This window comes from Falsihalocynthiibacter arcticus (assembly GCF_000812665.2).
GTDB classification, from domain to species: Bacteria; Pseudomonadota; Alphaproteobacteria; order Rhodobacterales; family Rhodobacteraceae; genus Falsihalocynthiibacter; species Falsihalocynthiibacter arcticus.
In genome coordinates this window covers 4,202,216-4,218,986 of sequence record NZ_CP014327.1, presented here as the reverse complement: position 1 = coordinate 4,218,986, position 16,771 = coordinate 4,202,216, and the positions used below count along the sequence as shown (strand labels likewise).

The following is a 16,771-nucleotide window of genomic DNA, read 5'->3' as shown; positions in this document are numbered from 1 at the left end:
CCTAGGCGACGGTTGTGCCGAACAACAGCCCGACACCAGCGGTGGCGGCCATGGCGGCGGCCCCCCAGAACGTGACCCGAAGCACGGCGCGGGTGATTGGCGAGCCACCTGATCTGGCAGAGACCGCGCCTAGAATTGCGAGGGCAAGCAAGGACACCACGGTGGTGACCAAGGTGACAGACGCAACGGGGCTGGCCAGAACCGCCGCCAGGGGCAATACCGCGCCAACGGTAAAGGCGGCAGCGGATGATCCTGCGGCTTGCAGCGGCTTGGATTGGATCAATTCGCTCAGGCCCAACTCATCGCGGGCATGGGCCTCCAATGCGTTATGCCGTGTCAACTCTTGCGCTACTTGCCGGGCAAGTGGCTGGCTTAAGCCGCGGACCACATAGATTTTCGTCAGTTCCGTTAATTCAAACTCCGGTTGCGTCTCAAGCTCCTTTCGCTCCCGGCCAAGGTCGGTTTGCTCGCTGTCGGATTGCGAACTGACCGAGACATATTCACCCGCGGCCATCGACATGGCCCCAGCCACCAAACCCGCCGTCCCGGCAAGCAAGATTTCAGGATGCCCCGCGCCAGCTGACGCAACGCCAGTGATCAGGCTCGCCGTCGACACTATCCCGTCATTTGCCCCAAGGACGGCGGCACGCAGCCAACCAATCCGGTCGACGAAGTGATTTTCGACCTGCATTTCAGATTGTGCCATCGACACACAGCTTTTTCGCGGTAATTTTAACCAATGTTTCAGCAGCGTCACAGCGCTTACAACTGGCGCCGTAGACTTTGACGATTTTCATGTTTGTTCTCCTTCAGAGCAATGCATTGAACAGAAATCCGGTGGCAAGGATGCCCGAGGCGACCACCGCGATGAAAATCGCGATCAGGCGCAGGGTCAGCACTTGTTTCAGGATGATCATCTCCGGCAGGCTGAGGGCGATCACTGACATCATGAAGGCCAATGTCGTGCCGAGCGCTGCACCTTTTCCCAAGAGCGCTTCCACGATGGGGATGACCCCTGCTGCATTGGTATACATCGGAACGCCGACCACGACAGCTGCGGGTACGGACCACCATGTTTCTCCGCCCATGATCTTGAGCATGACGGCCTCGGGCACGTAGCCATGGATGAGCGCACCGATGGAAATGCCGATCACGACCCAGATCCAAACCTTGCCCAAAATCTCTTTCACCTGATCCAGGCCGATCTTGATGCGGTCCATCATGGATGGCCGCTCCTCCGGCAAACCATTTGCCGCGCCTGTGTTCAACTCGCGCACCCAGTCTTGCAGATACCTCTCAAGCCCCATCCGTCCCATGACCCATCCTGCCACGGTCGCAATCGTGAAGCCGAACACCAAATAGATTGCTGTGATTTTCCACCCCACCAGTCCGAACAAAAGCCCCAGACCAACCGGCCCCACCATCGGGCCCGCGATGAGGAACGAAAAGGTGACACCCAATGGTATGCCCGCCGAGACGAAACCAATGAAAAGCGGCACCGATGAGCAAGAACAGAACGGCGTCAGCACACCAAGCGATGCAGCGAGCGGATAGCCAAGTATTTCGCGTTTACCAGACAGAATGGCTCGTGTTTTTTCCGGGCTGAACCAGCTTCGCAGCACGCCCGTGACGAAGACTATGAGCGTAAGCAGTAGAAGCACTTTCGGTACGTCATAGAGGAAGAATGCGATAGCCTCACCAGTGTGGCTGTTGCGCGCAATCGGAAACAGGGCTGTCGCCCATTCTGAAAACGGGATCAACTGCTGATAGAGCAAGAACCACGCAATGCCGCCCGTAGCGACGCCAACATACCAGAACCAGTCAGAGTGTTCCCGATGAGGCTCGATGTTGTGTGTTTCTGTGGTCATGCCACATTCCTTTCATTTAACTGTTCGGCTTTCAGCACGGCCTCGATGATGGCTGATAGCTCAGCGGGCAGAGCAGGATTGCGGCGGTAACGCACCCATTGAGCATCCCGTCGATCCACAACGATTCCCGCCAGTTTCAGTGCTTTCATATGTCGCGACATCCGGCTTTGCGTTGCATCAAGCTTGGCCATTAACTCACAAACGCAGTGCTCGCTGTCATCCCATAAGATATGCAACGCAGCGCGGCGGACTGGGTCAGCGATGGCTGTCAGGAAATCTTGCATGGGTATCTCCAACAAGTTAAATGCGGTAAAGCGCATATGCGCTCTTGCGCATGTAATTGCAATGTAAAAATGTGGTTTTTCACGGAAGTGACCGCCGCTTAGTAGGCGGCATGGCGAACGCAGTAGAATTCAAAAGAGAGTTCAGTTGCAAAAACCGAAGTTCTTATTGCTCCCGAGCATGAAGCAACGCTATCGAAATGCGTTTCCACAACCCGTGCAGAAACCCACTTTGATTTTGATATGTTACCATTCAGCTTCGAAAAGCCGACGTTCGAGGGCCATGCAGCACTTGTAACCTCGGGCTCAAACCTGCCGTTCGCCGCAGCTTGCTCGAAGATCCGCTAATGGGATGTACCGGCTACACCCCCCATCGGGTTAAACTGTGCTTGCTTCACCCGTTAACAGAGGAGAAGTAGCCATGAATTCGAAGAAGGAAATCAAGATCGAGGCGTTGATGTCAGTTGGCATAGATATCGGGAAGGACGTGTTCCATTTGGTTGGATTTGATCCTGATGGAAATGTTGTTGTGCGCAAAAAGATCAAACGGATGGCGTTGGAAAAGACATTTGAGGAACTGCCCTCCTGCATCGTTGGGATGGAAGCCTGTCTTAGCGCTCATTTTGTTAGTCGGGCGCTGCGCAAGATGGGGTTTGAGCCACGGATCATTCCCGCCATCTACGTTAAGCCGTTCAATAAGGGTCAGAAAAACGATTACAACGATGCGGAAGCCATCGCAGAAGCGGCGCTTCGTCCGAATTTGAAAAGCGTTCCAGAGAAGAGCCAAGATCAGCTTGATCTGCAAGCCCTACATCGGGTTAGATCGCGCTTGGTGTCGCGGCGCACGGCGACGATTAATCAGATCCGGGCGTTTCTGATTGAACAAGGGATCACGGTTCGCAAGGGTCTGCGGGCCCTGAAGAATTCGTTTCTGACAATCCTTGAAGAACGCAAAGATGAGATATCGCCTCGGATGCGCAAGATCCTGATCGGCCTCTACGGTGACTGGATGTGGATGGATGACCGGATCGACGCAGTTTCCACCGAGATCGAGCAGATCAGCCGCGCCGAAGAGAACTGTGTGAACGTCATGACGATCCCGGGCATCGGCCCGATGATTTCCACGGCCATGGTTGCGGCCATCGGTGCGGGGGATGCGTTTGATAGAGGACGTGATTTTGCCGCCTGGGTTGGTTTGGTGCCACGACAATACAGTACGGGTGGACGAACCGTGCTGGGCCGGATCTCAAAACGTGGCAGTCGATATTTACGGATGCTGTTTGTGCAGGCCGCCAAAGTGATCCTAATGCGCCCGCATCGCTGGCCGGACTTCAGCTTTGGTGAATGGCTGATCAGAGCCGAACCCCGCATGCACCGCAACAAACTCGCTGTTGCGCTTGCCAATAAACTTGCTCGAACCGCCTGGAGCGTCCTGCACCACGGCACCACATTCGATGCACCAAGAGACGAGGTTGCTTTCGGAGTTTAACACCCTGCCACGACCCTAAGGAGTTCGCGAAAGATAAAAGCATGGAACGGAAATATTACGCCCCCCATTGACCGGCAGGGCATGTTTACATGCCTGAGTATCCGTATTGGTCAAGCCCGTGTTTCGGTCCATTTTCGACCGTCGCGTAGCAACGCATTTGCCATGACTACGAGTTTGCGCATAACCGCTGTAATCGCAAGTTTCTTGCATTTCCCTTTGGCAATCAGCTCTTGATATTTTACTTTCATATCCGGATTGAAACGCGTAGCGACCACAGCTGGCAAATAGATGACCTTGCGCAAAACAGCGCGCCCGCCCTGAATACGTTCTTTGCCTTGCCATTTCCCCGATTGGCGTGAGATCGGAGCAAGACCAGCCAAACTCGCGGCCTGCTTTCCACTCAGGCTGCCCAGTTCGGGCATTTCGATTAGCATCGCATATGCGGTTATCTTCGCAATGCCCGGAATGCTGATGAGAATGTCGGCTTTTTGTGAGAGCGTTCTATCAGCAGTGATGATTGCCTCAATCGCCGCATCGACTCGTGCAAGGTCGCGCGCAATCTGTTGCTGGCGGTGGCCAATCTGCTTTTTGAGCAGTGGATAGGTTGCTGTACTCCGCCGTGCCTTCGCAGCTGTTCGATCCTTGATCAAAGCTTGTCTGGCAGTCTCCAACTCTTTGAGATTGTGAAGAGTTTCACTTTTGGGTTTGTCAGCTTTCAACTTCAGGAGAGAGCCCATTCGGGCCAGCATGGCGGCATCGACCCGATCCGTTTTGGCCAGTGTGCCGGTTCCTTCGGCAAAGCGGCGCGCCTGACGCGGGTTAACCCGTGCAAAAGGAAAATCATGCATTGCAAGACTGGTTTCCAGCAGCCGATGATAGACGCCAGTTGCTTCGAAAATGACCAAAGACACTTCTGCCTCTCGTATCCAGCTGGTGAGAGCCCTCAAGCCCGTCTTGGTGTTGGCAAATTGCTTGTGCTTCCGTTTTGAAAGCCAAAAGGTGTCCAGCGTATCTTTCGAGATGTCGATTCCAATGGTATCGTTCATTTGTCTTTTCCTTACCTCGTCTTGTCATGCGGGCCCAAAGCCCATGTATCCGTTCAGGTCGATAGAAAAGACGGGGGCGACCATACTCAGGCACGGTCCGCTATGACCAAGAGGGGAACGGTCCGACCCCCGCCACTGCCCGTCATAAATGACGTGCCGGGCAGTGGCTCCTGTATCGCACAGGAGCTGGCCAATTCATAAGACAAGAGGGGGAATCTGACGGCCCAAATGGTCATCATAGGCCTTTCCGCTAATGAGATCACGGTGCGAGCGTAACCCCAATGTGGCCACGACCCGCGTGTCGATCAACAGGCCGGATACATATGAGCGACTTCCGAGAACATGTGAAAAAATCATTTGCAAACAGTAGCCGGTACATACATTGGGCCGTTCGTGTCATTAAACACTAAGGGCGGATTCCGGACTTTTGCTGCGAGCGCAAATCGACCGACACGTCGCTCAAAGCGGGCGTTCTTGGAATGATCAGCTCAATCCTCTTTCTAAGCGCGACCTTAAGTCTGCATAAGCGTTAAAGGAAACTTAGCGGCCTGTTGCTTCGTGGAAAGACCTGAATGACTGCGCTTGCAACCGTGCAACCCGCAGTGAGAGACTCAGACGGGCCAAGCCCCGTCTGGCGAGCGGCAAGGTAGCCTGCATTGAAAGCATCCCCTGCGCCAATAGTATCCATGATGTTAGAGGCTGGGCTACTGGCTTCGAAGCGCGAATTCGATACGCTGCTTATCGCACCCTTGGGGCCACATTTGATCACAAGTTCAGCCTCGGGCCGCAAGATAGAGGAAAGGTAGTCAACCGCGAGATCTATTGTTTTTTGGTTGGTGAGCCCAAGCGCTTCTTTGTCGTTCAGGAGGATGATATCACTTTGTGCAATCCATTTCATGGCGCGGGATTGGTTCTGATGTGTCCAGCCGCCATCGGGCCAACCGGGATCGATAGCGGTGCGGGCGCCAGAACATTGTAAGTCTGACAAAAGCGATGCCGTTTCATCCGCTAGTACGGGTAATGCGAAGCTGCCAGAAACCAGTGCAAGAGCAGCCTTGAGTGGCCAGCCCTCAAGGTTCTCACGAATTTGGGCGCAATCAAATGTATCGAGATGACCAGGAGTGGAAAAAAATGTACGTTCGGACTTGCTGTGCAACAGCCCGAAAGTGACAGAACTGGGGCCGGCCGCTAGAGATATCCGGTCTAAAGGGCCAGAAAACTGAGCTCGGATCATCTCTCCAACCATATCTTCCCCCGCCGAAGCGATGAGCCCAGACTGCGATCCCAATCGTTGCAGAACCAGTGCAGTGTTTGCAGCCGAACCGCCGATCCGGCGGTCTGCGCATTTTAGAAAAGTCTCCGTGCCGCGCTCTGGCCAATGATCAAGTGGGCCCCGACAAGATCTAGATTGGCGTTACCAATGACGGCAATGGGACCAAGCATTAAGCAACCTCCGCGCTTGCGACCTTGGTTGATCGGCGAGGTAGGCCCGCATCAGGTAGCCGTAAGCTAGAGGCTGTTACGATCAATTCCTGGACGGCGGGTAAGCTTTCAAATGCCAAAGCTAATCCGCTTTGGGTGCGAAGGGGGAGCGTGATAGCACCGTCTACAGGACCGCGCCCCGAGCAATCAAAGATGATGGGACACATGCCATACGACAGACATTCCAGCGCCAAGGTTGCGAGGTCGTCGCTATTTGGCCCAGCGCCGCGCAACATCACGATCGCACTATCAGGTTCGATCATCTCAAAGGGGCCATGACGGAATTGCCCAGCTTCCAATCCGAAGACAGGCATGCGGGCAGTTTCCATAAGACAAAGAGCGGCGGCATCCATTACCCCCTGTGCGGCCTGGCCTCGTGCGATCATAACCGCAACTGGTGCACGTTCTAACCGCTCCACGGCTTCTGGCGATGAGTGTTGTTTCGGACCAACCCGCAAAATCGCCTCAATGTCTGATATGTCTTGGCCCAGTGCTTCGAGGATAGCCGCGTGCTGAGCAAGCGTAATCAACTGCGATCTGGTCGCGGCATAGGCCAATTCAGGCCCACCTGTTCCGATCAAAGAGGGCAGGGCTTTGGCTAGCGGACTATCCTCTTCTAGCGTTAATCCGAAAGCGACGGGACTGACTTGACCCCGCGCGATCAACCGCAAAACTTCGCCAGAGCGGCCTGATTGAGAGGTGACGAGCATCGCCGGATCGTTTGGAAGCGGGGAGCGCATGTATTCGGACACAACATGTGCTGTCGCATCAAGTCCAGCGTCGCGGTAGTACGAACAGACTGCACGATTTATCCAATGCGATCCACCCATCCCTAACAAAACTAATCGCCCACGTTTGCGCAATGCTTGTGCAATTTCTGGAGCTTGGGCGCGAGCCTCCTCAAGGGATTGCAGTGCATCGCTGTGTTGGCGCGCCATCTCTGCGCGCAACTGTATAATACCTGTACTCATGGTTTCCTCTAACGATGTAATGGGCGGCCGCTGTCATCAAACAAGTGAACCGACGCGTCATCTGGTGATAGATGCACCGTTTCACCATTTCTGATGTCGGCACGTCCTTCGATACGGACATTGACGGGACCGATGCCTTCGGCTTGAACATGCACAAAGGTATCGCTTCCCAGACGTTCAGTTAGGATAACTTTGCCACTCCAGTTGCCTTTGTCTTTTGACAGTTGAATGTGCTCTGGTCGGATGCCGTAGGTCGTGGCGCCGCGAGCTTCAGCGATTGTGCCGGTCAGGAAATTCATTTTTGGGCTGCCAATAAATCCCGCAACAAATTGACTCGCAGGGTTTTCATATAGCTCCATCGGAGAGCCAACCTGTTCGACGTTTCCGCCATTGAGCACGACAATCCGATCCGCAAGCGTCATCGCTTCGACTTGGTCATGGGTTACATAAATCATTGTTGTTTCCGGCAGCCGCTCACTAAGTGCTGCTATTTCTAGTCGGGTCTCAACCCTTAGCGATGCATCAAGATTCGAGAGAGGTTCGTCAAAAAGAAACACGCGTGGATCGCGGGTGATGGCGCGGCCAATAGCAACGCGCTGGCGTTGACCTCCGGACAATTGTTTTGGTTTGCGATCCAGAAGGGGCTCGATTTGAAGCATTCCGGCGGCCTTATGTACTCGCCCGGTGATCTCATCAGTAGATAGGCGAGCTTGTTCCAGCCCAAAAGCCATATTCTCGAAAACAGTCATATGGGGGTAAAGCGCGTAGGATTGGAACACCATCGCGATGCCGCGTTTGGCGGGGAGCACGTCATTCATGGGCTCGCCTGCAATACGCAACTCACCGCTTGTGATGTCTTCAAGGCCGGCTATCATGCGCAAAAGAGTGGATTTTCCGCAACCGGACGGGCCAACAAAGACCACAAATTCACCCAGCTCAAGACTTAGGTTGATATCCCTCAGGACTTCGACCGGCCCATAGGATTTTGAGACATTAATTAATTCTACGGTTGCCATTTCTTATCCTTTTACTGCACCGGCGGTCAGGCCGGATACGATTTTGCGCTGAAAAATGAGAACCAGCCCGATCAGCGGCAGTGTAACAATCACGGAAGCAGCCATGATATTACCCCAAGGGATCTCAAACTCGCTCCGCCCGGAAATTAGCGCTATCGCCACGGGCACTGTGCGCTGGTCATCGGTGCTTAAGAATGTGAGCGCAAAGAGAAATTCGTTCCAAGCGTGAATGAAAGCTAACAGTCCTGTTGTTACCATCGCGGGCCACATCAGGGGGAGGAACACGCGGCGGATGATTGTGAACGATGAAGCTCCGTCCATGATTGCAGCCTCCTCAATTTCCAGGGGAATATTGCGCATAAACGTTGTCAGCACCCAAACTGTGAAGGGGAGCGTGAAGATCATGTAGGAAAAAACGAGGCTCCAAAGCGAGTTGAACAGGCCAAAGTAGCGGATCACCTCGAAGAGGCCGGACAGCACCGCAATCTGCGGAAACATGGAAACGGATAGCACTGTCAAAAGTAGGAGACCCCGTCCGCGAAATTGTATCCGAGATAATGCGTAAGCTGCAGTGACTGCTAAAAAGAGCGATAGAACGACAACAACGCTTGCCACAACGATCGAGTTCAGGATCTGCTTCCCAAAGGCTCCACCTGACAGCATCGCCTTGTAATTTACAAAATTCAGGGCGTGAGGCAGGTAGTTGACTTCGAAAAGGTCCTGTCCGTCTTCAAGCGAAGTAAGAATAGCATAATAGAACGGAAAGACGGCCTGTAGGACAATGACGGCGACAAGCGCGTAAAGCCCTATGATTTGCCAAAGCTTCGGTTTCATGAGCGTTTTCCTTCTAGGTCCATGCGCGTTATCATGATGAAGGCGATTGTTATGAGTGCAATAACAAGAAACAGAAGGGTCGATGCGGCCGACCCATAAGCGAATTTGTCATAATCGAAAAGGTTTTCGCGGGCAAAGACTGACATCGTCCGTGTGGCGTCTGTATTGGGGGTGAGAACATAAACAATGTCGAAAATCCTCAATGCATCCAAGGCACGAAATACAACGGCCACAAGAACCGCTGGCATGATAAGTGGTAAAGTCACCTTGCGGAAAACGCGATGGGCAGGCACACCGTCTAGCTTTGCCGCTTCATAAATATCCTGCGGCACCATTTGTAATCCGGCGAGGATTAGGAGGGCCATGAAAGGCGTCGTTTTCCAGACATCGACCATCAGCACAGCGATCATGGCGGTGCTGGGGGAGGCCGTCCAAGCAATCGGTTCGGTGATCAAACCCAATGATTGCAACATGTCATTAATGATTCCGAATTGGTCATGCAGCATCCAAGCCCACATCTTGGCAGAGACGATCGTTGGAATGGCCCAGGGTATAAGCACAGCAGCGCGGACAAACCCGCGTCCGCGAAATTTTTGGTTTAACACAAGGGCGATGATCAGGCCAAAAACGGTTTCAAGGCTAACGGATGCGAGAGCGAACACGATCGTATTTATGACCGACCGCCACCAACGTGCATCGACAAGAATTCCATAGTACTGTCCGTTGCCGTCCCCCCAGTCGACATATTCCAAATAGTTCCGAAAACCGACCCATCGTGCTTCGGAAATCATATCAAGGGAAGCATCGGTGAAACTAAACCAGATTGTGCGCCCGAGGGGCCATGCGGCAACAACGAACAATGTAACCAGCATTGGAGCCAGAAAAAGCCATGCGGATCGTGTGCGGCTACGCGATAGCCTTGATTTTAAAGCTTTATCTGTCATTTAATCTCTCATTGTAGTGAAGCTCTGGGCGACGTGAACTGCCGCCCAGAGAGGTTTTTTTAAAAGCCGATTACCAACGTGGCCCCCTTAGGCGTGTCAAATCAATCTCGAGTTCTGCGAGGTTCTCTTCGGCCGTTCCGTCACCGGACATTGTGTTGTGCACCGCAGTCCAGAAGGCAGCCGAGACTTCGTTGTATTTACGGAGTGTTGCAGCCGAGGGACGTGGCAGGGCGTTGTCCACAACAGGTTTCCAAAGGGGGATGAATTCCTGAAGTTCGGCAACCTCGGCGTCATCATAAACAGCCGTTAAGGTCGGTGGACGAGAGGTGACAATCGCGCGCTCTTTCTGGTTTTCATAGTTTGTGAGGAATTGAACCAGTTCAACCGCCGCATCTTGGTGCTCAGAATAGGCGGAGACGCCTAGGCTCGATCCGCCCAATGTGGCCGCTGAGGTGGTCCCTTCGCCGCCGGAAGGTAATGTCGTAACGGCAAAAATATCCCGAACCGGGCTGTCTTCACCGGCCGACAGGGCATAGGCGTAGTTCCAGTTTCGCATGAAGACCGAATTGCCTGATTGGAACACGCCACGCGCGTCTTCTTCTTTGTAATTGAGAACACCTTCGGGCGCGATCCCGCCGACCCAACTGGCGGCGAGTGTCAGGGCTTCAGCTGCTTTTTCGTTGTTAATGTTAATCGAACCATCAAGTTCAACGATCCGGCCACCACCAAAGCTGTTGACCCATTCCTGTGCGTTGCAGGTTAAGCCTTCATAAGCCGCCCCCTGGAAGACAAATCCGTACATACCATCATTTCCGGCTGCGCGTTCTGCGTCCATGATGCGCTGGGCTGTCGCTGTCATATCTTGCCACGTGGCCGGAACCTGCTCGCCGTATTTTTCCAAAAGGTCGGAACGATAGTAAAGAGCTGGGGCGCCAAGGAAAAATGGCAACGCGACAAGCTTGCCGTTCACGGTTTGGCTTTCCACCGCAGCGGGAACGAAGTCACCGATAATGTCTGCAACATACGGGTTCATGTCAATAAAGTGGCTTGCCAGTTGGGGAGCCCAGATCACATCAAGCCGGTAGACGTCGATATCGCTGGATTGAGCCGCGAGCCAAAGCCGGTATTGACCAAACTGGTCGGTCGAGCTTTCCGGCATTGATACGATTGTGACCGTGTGTCCAGTGTCCGCTTCGAACTGGTCAAGTTGTCCTCGCAGAACTTCTTGGTCCCGTCCGATTGCTCCATGCACGATTGTCAGATCTTCTGCCATCACGCCGGTTGCTATAAATGCGAGTGCCGCAACTCCGCTAAGTAGTGATTTCATTTTCATTGTTAATTCCTCCGTGTTGTTGATTTTGCTGAATCTTAGGTTTCTGTTTGGACAAAGATTGGAGAACTCCAAGCCATTTGCCCCGACTTTTGTCGTACCCGCAGGTAAATGGTTTCGCCCGCTGCCAATTCGCCTAAGGGCAGGCCGCCCTGCCACTGCCAGTGTTCGGGGTTAGGCATTTGATGGAACCGCCACGCGGGGCTGTCGATTGCACCAAGGTTGCCACTTTTGGCGCCCTCGTAGAGGCGCTTTGCGGGCACAACGATGTCCTGACCGCAAAGCGTTGCGCGGATGTTGGCGTTGGCCCCTAAAGTCGCGCGTAGCATCAGCCCCTGTGTTGCAGGAGTTGTGTTGTTTGGATTGGACGCGGCGGTAACTGCAAAGGTCACAGTAGTACCATCCATTTCAATGGTTGGTATGTCATGACCACTGTCCTCACCTTCGAGAGGGGACACAATTTCGGGTCCTCGGAAGCGCGGCTCGACTGCGTCAATGGTACCGCCTTCAATCTCAAGACGTCCGACCCAATCGTGTCGGGTTCCACGTGCCCCCCACCCGAGTTCCAAATAGATCAGTGTTTCACCAGAGGTCTCGGGGTCAATAGGGGCAGGCGTGAGAGCAGGGCTAACGCGATGCCAGAGCTGTCCGTTTCGAATTACATCAATGTGGTCAATCTCACCGCCTGCAACAACTTCAATACCGAGTTGCCTGCCTACTTGCGGCGCAATCACGCTGCCTTGAATGGCTCCGTCAATCTCGCAGAGCAGGTGAATTCGATCTCCGGTCAGCGCCGTCGTATTACGAGCCTGCATAGCCGCCCAAAATGCGTCGCGGCTATGCGAAGGGGCAAGAACTGACATGCGACCATGCCCGTATGATCCAGGAAATCCACTGTGATGGTCGGTATTGCCAACCACTCCAAAGATATGGCCTTGAGCTAACCCAAACTCCATCGTTGAGTGGCCGTCAACTGGCCCCATCGAATGCAAGTAGCCGCGATCGGATTGGGAGTCTTCGGCGCAACCATGCATCGAGAACATCTCAACAAAGGGAGATAGGGCTGGGTCAAAGCTATCCCAATTGATCCCGCGTGCGCCTGTCCGATACCCAATATGGTGTGGAAAGGCAAAAGCACGATCGCCGAATTGCTTCGCCAGCACAGTCCGTAGAGCTTGAGGGGTATCGGCCAGTAGAAGCGGGCCATTGTCCAAATCGGCTAGAACAATGGTATAGTCGCCATCGGCATTGGAGTGAATTTCATAGCCTGGGAAGATTGAAAAGCGTCCGGGGCTTTCGGCTTGGTTTAGGGTTGTGAAGTGATCAGGCCACGCGGCATGCAATTTTGCAAAGCCTTTGACATGAAAATCGACGATATGAGCGACCGTCGGGTCGTCTACTGGCATGTCCGGCCAATATGCATGACCCGTTATGGAAACGAAGTCGAGCTGTAGGGCTGCCTTTGTCAACGCATCCGGAAAAGAGCCGTGCCCATATGATAAATCAGAATGATTATGGATGTCGCCATAGAAGGGGCGCAGATCAAGCTTCGCAGAGCGAGGACGTAAACGGGTTGGGAGGGGGGCGTTAATCATTGGATATCCTCGGACCATGGGTCGACTGGGCGCCCGCCGTCGCTGAGACTGATTTGGGCCGCACGGACCAATCGCAACGAGGCTATACCCTCAGCGATCCCGACGGCAGGTGTTTCGCCCTGCATGAATTGCTCCATCTGCCGAACCACTTCTCTGTCGGCTCCGAAATGTGATGAGCCTTTGTCTGGGTTCGGGTAGTTGATAACTGAACGGGCGCGGCCATAATTTTCAACGAGATCGATTTCACCGCTATGCCTCTCCATGCGAAGGCGACCTTTCTCGCCGACAATTTCCAGCGTTTCCTGATCCTCTGACCAAGGTCCGAAAATAGTAAAGAACAGCGTCGCGACCAGTCCAGTGTCATAGGTTACCGTGACAACCGCATGATCGTCGATATTTGCGCCGGGATGATAAACGCAGGTGTCGTTGCGATTGTGTACAGCATCCGCTTTCGTCCAGCTTGCATTGGGTACTTGCCCAACGCCTTCAAATCGATCGACGAGCGTTTCGTGCCGGCGGTATGGGCAGTCACGGGAGCAAAGCCCACATCGCTCTGGCGCATCGGTGTCTTGTGCAAAGATCCCTGACGTCCCGCCGCTTGCGGTGACACGTACGGCGCGTGCACCATTTGCGATCCAATTCAATACGTCGAAGTGATGCGAACCTTTATCGTTGAGTGCGCCACCAGAACGTGCCTGTTCACGGTGCCAGAGCTGTAAGTAACGCGTATAAGGAATAACCGAACGGAGCAGCACCATTTGCGGGGTGCCGATGCGGCCCCCATGCGCGAGATTTACGGCCTCGATCCATGGGCGTTCATAGCGACGGGTAAAGCCCATCATGATCGGTTGATTTAACTGAGCCTCTGCCTCGGCAATTGAGGTGGCGTCCGCTAAAGAAACTGAAATCGGTTTGTCCAGATAGATACGCTTGCCCGCGGCGGCCGCCATTTCTACTGGGACGCGATGATTGTCAGTATGCGTAGTGACGATCACCATATCCACATCGGGGTCGGCCAACGCTTCTTCCAACGATTTGAAAACAGTCATACGGCGCTCTTCACCCGTCTTTGCATAAATGCTTTCAAGATGCGTCGCGGCCAGTTGGGCGCGGTCGGGCAGCAGATCGAATAGACCGACAATTCGCAGTTTGCTTTGAGGGGCGGCCTCGGCAATTCGGCTACCTATAAAGTAAACTCCTCTTTCACCAGAACCGATGATTGCCAGGCCGATTGTGTCATTCAAATTCTTCAAACTCATATTCGTAGTGCCTATCCCGCTGCTGATAGGTGCTACTATAGGTGAGTATAAGTTTCTGCATAACCATGGTTATACTCACTTTAGGCTCCGGTCGTGGCATCCAAAAGTTGGATCGACCCGTGATCGAGGAGATAGATTGGCAAATAATGGGTCTGAGTGACGCTGGTATCGCCTTCGATTCGTGAAATAATGGTGCGTTCAAATAGCTGTAGTTTTTCGGCATCGGAATTGCCGACCATATTAAATCGTGTGACATGCTCTGACGCGACATCAACGCTGCCAAGCAAGAGGATGCTGATATCGTCGCCTAAGCGAAGATTGTTTTCGTTCAGCGCACTGTCAAGGAGGTAGCCGTCTACCAATCCCCAAATAATTAAAGCAGTCGCGGCACCTTCTCCGTTATTACGGTTTGGAAGTGCGGCAAGCAGATCTTCTCGCTGATACGAACCAGGTAGCCGGTCCACTTGACAGAGGAGTGGACACGGCCCTGGTCCTTGCCATTCGCTAAGCAACAAGAACTCTCGACGTGCCATGGCAATCTGACGGGCTCCGTGGGAAGAGGTTAAGAAACTGATGCGCGTGTGCCCCTGAGAAACAAGTTTGCGATATCCTATTGAGAGCGCTTCTCGCCAATTAGTACCGATGACGTCGGCATCGATTCCAGTAACGGATACACCGTCGATAACCAAACTGTCTGCGACGTTCTTTATTTGGGCAAGCAACTTTACTGAGACGTTCTCAAAATTGGTTTGCAAAAGACAGCAGCGCACCCGCCCGCGATTTTCTAGCAATTCCAATGCGCGGGCTTCGTTATTGAAACCGCTCAGCACGACACGATATCCTGCGCGTCTCAAATGCGCGACAAGTTCAATTAAGAGCCTGCGCGGAAGGCGGCTTTCAGAGTCTCGGTAGAGGATTAGGCAATCCGCATCGTAGGTTTCGGTAATTGTTTCCGGTACGGATATCACCATCCCAAGCCCTCGGCGCACCTCTATCTTTCCTAGGCTTACATATGGGGCTATAGCGCGTTGAACGACCCGTTGAGAGGTCTTGAATTCTGCCATAAGATCCCTGACACGGGGAAGTCGTTGACCGTCGTGCCCATTGGCAAGAATGCGAGCGATCTTTGAAGCGATAGCATCTTCTTTTGAGTTTTTTGCCTTAACCACGTTTAACCTTGTCCCTTATCAAATAACGCTATTTGGACCCCTATGCGTGCGCGGGGCGGCTGTAATTGCTCTGTCGCCCGATAATACCTAAACAATATGGCCTTTACATCTTTGGTTAGGCTTTTCCATAAAGTTTGACGATTTTAGAAGGTTTTCCTGTCAGTATCTCTGCCCATTTATCTAATGCCTTTGCACGCTGCGGCAGTTGAGTTGATTGGTTGTAGACCCTCGCGACGGCACTGGGAGCGGAGCCTGTCGCTTGATGGTTTTGAATTCTATCGACTATAGTTTCGGACTCTCCAGCCTCTGCCAGCGCTGTCGCCATTGCTGTTCTGAAATCATGTAGTCGCCAAGGCTCAAAGTCATTTCCCAATCGGAAATCAAGCTGCCGTTTCATTTTTGAGATTCCTGAAACGGGAGTTTTGCCCGTTGTGCTAAAGACGAATTCGCACTCCGTTTGAACAAGTGTTTGCAATTCTTTTAGCGCTGGCGGCGAAAGGTGCGTGATTTGTGGCTTGCCGTTTTTTGTTTGTGAGCCCGCTTTAATGATACGAGATTTGTCTAAGTCTACCTCTGACCAGCGTAACTTGATGATTTCGCTTCTGCGCTGGCCAGTTAAAAATATTAGCCGTAGAATGGGTCCCCACAATGCGCCCATCGAAAATGATGTATCCCAGATTTCACGAATTTCTTCAACTGTTAGGACCCGCTCGCGTGCAGTTTCCTTAATAGCTTTTGCAACGCCTGCGCCAATAGGATCGGCCAAATAGTCACGCTGCCAAGCCCAGTTAGTAAATGCAAGAAGGGCAGACCTGATCCTGTTTGCGTAAACCTTTTTGCCCTCCCTGTTTTTCGCATCGACGGCTTCCTGCAAGTCCTTTCGGGAAAGGACTTCGATTGGTTTGTTTAAATGTTTCAATAATGCAGCTTCTAGCTGTCGCTTACGTTCTTCACCCGTCCGCAAGTTTGAAAGGTGTAAGTCCCAATAAGAATTGATCACTTGCTGAACGGACCGTTGACTGACGCGTGCCTCTTCGAGAGCCAACTGCTCGTCTTGGGCAATGATTACACGGTCAATTCCCCTCGTGGCCTCGGCCTCAATTTCCAAAGCCATTGCTCTTGCATCTGCGAGGGAAATAGTTGGCCATGAGCCAAACGTGTGCTTGCGTTTTACTCCCCCTTTTACCCGTTTTTCATACATCCAGCTAGATTTACCATTAGGCGTAAGTCTAAATCGCAACCCGTTTCGTTTAGTGTCAGAAACCTCCAAGCGCCCAGTCTCAGGTGCCTTCAGACTGCGCAAATATCGATCGTTTAGGTTGATTTTCATGGCAATACTCTTCTGGGGGACACTTGGGGGACAAAACTTGCGGGATTAAGCTGGAGCGTACCGGACGAATGTAGATGAAAGATTGCAGTGCAGCAATAATTTTTTCCAATAAACCCTTATTAAAAAAGATATAAAGTGGATGTCAGTGGACGAGGTT

The 16,771-nt window shown here is 52.9% G+C and carries 15 protein-coding genes; 1 reads left to right on the top strand and 14 read right to left on the bottom strand.

Annotated elements, in window-relative coordinates; genetic code table 11:
• Position 1: 1 nt before the first annotated feature.
• The 3 genes from RC74_RS20715 to RC74_RS20705 form a co-directional block, all read right to left on the bottom strand.
• Complete coding sequence (locus RC74_RS20715) at positions 2–706, bottom strand: VIT1/CCC1 transporter family protein (protein WP_038999791.1); 705 nt, start codon at positions 704–706, stop codon at positions 2–4.
• 103 nt (positions 707–809) lie between these two features.
• Positions 810–1,868, bottom strand: a complete 1,059-nt coding sequence (locus RC74_RS20710; RefSeq protein ID WP_038999789.1) for a permease — start codon at positions 1,866–1,868, stop codon at positions 810–812.
• Positions 1,865–2,152, bottom strand: coding sequence for an ArsR/SmtB family transcription factor (locus tag RC74_RS20705; protein ID WP_038999788.1), 288 nt, complete (start codon positions 2,150–2,152; stop codon positions 1,865–1,867). Before RC74_RS20705 ends, RC74_RS20710 begins: the two co-directional genes overlap by 4 nt.
• A 418-nt stretch (positions 2,153–2,570) precedes the next feature.
• On the opposite strand from RC74_RS20705, the gene RC74_RS20700 reads away from it, so the two are divergent.
• The gene (locus RC74_RS20700) at positions 2,571–3,638 is read left to right on the top strand and encodes an IS110 family RNA-guided transposase (protein ID WP_062628392.1); all 1,068 of its coding nucleotides are present in this window, start codon (positions 2,571–2,573) and stop codon (positions 3,636–3,638) included.
• Positions 3,639–3,748: 110 nt separating this feature from the next.
• On the opposite strand, the gene RC74_RS20695 is transcribed toward RC74_RS20700, so the two are convergent.
• From RC74_RS20695 to RC74_RS20645, 11 genes are all read right to left on the bottom strand, one after another.
• Positions 3,749–4,684 carry an IS110 family RNA-guided transposase gene (locus RC74_RS20695; RefSeq protein WP_039000377.1) on the bottom strand — a complete coding sequence of 312 codons (936 nt, stop codon included), beginning with the start codon at positions 4,682–4,684 and terminating at the stop codon, positions 3,749–3,751.
• 529 nt (positions 4,685–5,213) lie between these two features.
• Entirely contained in the window at positions 5,214–5,972 is a 759-nt protein-coding gene (locus RC74_RS20690) for a carbohydrate kinase family protein (protein WP_236939996.1), read from the bottom strand.
• A 154-nt stretch (positions 5,973–6,126) separates the two neighbouring features.
• Complete coding sequence (locus RC74_RS20685) at positions 6,127–7,137, bottom strand: SIS domain-containing protein (protein ID WP_039000376.1); 1,011 nt, start codon at positions 7,135–7,137, stop codon at positions 6,127–6,129.
• An 8-nt stretch (positions 7,138–7,145) separates the two neighbouring features.
• Positions 7,146–8,153, bottom strand: coding sequence for an ABC transporter ATP-binding protein (locus RC74_RS20680; RefSeq protein WP_039000375.1), 1,008 nt, complete (start codon positions 8,151–8,153; stop codon positions 7,146–7,148).
• A 3-nt stretch (positions 8,154–8,156) separates the two neighbouring features.
• Entirely contained in the window at positions 8,157–8,987 is an 831-nt protein-coding gene (locus tag RC74_RS20675) for a carbohydrate ABC transporter permease (protein ID WP_039000374.1), read from the bottom strand.
• A complete protein-coding gene (locus RC74_RS20670; protein WP_039000373.1) occupies positions 8,984–9,931 on the bottom strand; it encodes a carbohydrate ABC transporter permease in 948 nt (315 codons plus the stop codon). Before RC74_RS20670 ends, RC74_RS20675 begins: the two co-directional genes overlap by 4 nt.
• A 70-nt stretch (positions 9,932–10,001) precedes the next feature.
• On the bottom strand, positions 10,002–11,264 hold the full coding sequence (locus RC74_RS20665; protein WP_039000372.1) for an ABC transporter substrate-binding protein: 1,263 nt from the start codon (positions 11,262–11,264) through the stop codon (positions 10,002–10,004).
• 35 nt (positions 11,265–11,299) lie between these two features.
• Positions 11,300–12,856: a hypothetical protein gene (locus RC74_RS20660; RefSeq protein WP_039000371.1), complete on the bottom strand. Its 1,557-nt coding sequence runs from the start codon at positions 12,854–12,856 to the stop codon at positions 11,300–11,302.
• Entirely contained in the window at positions 12,853–14,115 is a 1,263-nt protein-coding gene (locus tag RC74_RS20655) for a Gfo/Idh/MocA family protein (RefSeq protein WP_039000370.1), read from the bottom strand. Before RC74_RS20655 ends, RC74_RS20660 begins: the two co-directional genes overlap by 4 nt.
• An 80-nt stretch (positions 14,116–14,195) precedes the next feature.
• Positions 14,196–15,284, bottom strand: a complete 1,089-nt coding sequence (locus tag RC74_RS20650) for a GntR family transcriptional regulator (protein ID WP_062628390.1) — start codon at positions 15,282–15,284, stop codon at positions 14,196–14,198.
• Between the two features lie 115 nt (positions 15,285–15,399).
• Complete coding sequence (locus tag RC74_RS20645; protein ID WP_062628389.1) at positions 15,400–16,614, bottom strand: tyrosine-type recombinase/integrase; 1,215 nt, start codon at positions 16,612–16,614, stop codon at positions 15,400–15,402.
• Positions 16,615–16,771: the final 157 nt, after the last annotated feature.

What these genes read in the sequence shown, in the direction of transcription:
- RC74_RS20645 (WP_062628389.1), bottom strand. Translation starts at nt 16,614, where the DNA reads ATGAAAATCAACCTAAACGATCGATATTTGCGCAGTCTGAAGGCACCT.
- RC74_RS20700 (WP_062628392.1), top strand. Translation starts at nt 2,571, where the DNA reads ATGAATTCGAAGAAGGAAATCAAGATCGAGGCGTTGATGTCAGTTGGC.
- RC74_RS20675 (WP_039000374.1), bottom strand. Translation starts at nt 8,987, where the DNA reads ATGAAACCGAAGCTTTGGCAAATCATAGGGCTTTACGCGCTTGTCGCC.
- RC74_RS20715 (WP_038999791.1), bottom strand. Translation starts at nt 706, where the DNA reads ATGGCACAATCTGAAATGCAGGTCGAAAATCACTTCGTCGACCGGATT.
- RC74_RS20695 (WP_039000377.1), bottom strand. Translation starts at nt 4,684, where the DNA reads ATGAACGATACCATTGGAATCGACATCTCGAAAGATACGCTGGACACC.
- RC74_RS20710 (WP_038999789.1), bottom strand. Translation starts at nt 1,868, where the DNA reads ATGACCACAGAAACACACAACATCGAGCCTCATCGGGAACACTCTGAC.
- RC74_RS20665 (WP_039000372.1), bottom strand. Translation starts at nt 11,264, where the DNA reads ATGAAAATGAAATCACTACTTAGCGGAGTTGCGGCACTCGCATTTATA.
- RC74_RS20670 (WP_039000373.1), bottom strand. Translation starts at nt 9,931, where the DNA reads ATGACAGATAAAGCTTTAAAATCAAGGCTATCGCGTAGCCGCACACGA.
- RC74_RS20680 (WP_039000375.1), bottom strand. Translation starts at nt 8,153, where the DNA reads ATGGCAACCGTAGAATTAATTAATGTCTCAAAATCCTATGGGCCGGTC.
- RC74_RS20655 (WP_039000370.1), bottom strand. Translation starts at nt 14,115, where the DNA reads ATGAGTTTGAAGAATTTGAATGACACAATCGGCCTGGCAATCATCGGT.
- RC74_RS20685 (WP_039000376.1), bottom strand. Translation starts at nt 7,137, where the DNA reads ATGAGTACAGGTATTATACAGTTGCGCGCAGAGATGGCGCGCCAACAC.
- RC74_RS20705 (WP_038999788.1), bottom strand. Translation starts at nt 2,152, where the DNA reads ATGCAAGATTTCCTGACAGCCATCGCTGACCCAGTCCGCCGCGCTGCG.
- RC74_RS20660 (WP_039000371.1), bottom strand. Translation starts at nt 12,856, where the DNA reads ATGATTAACGCCCCCCTCCCAACCCGTTTACGTCCTCGCTCTGCGAAG.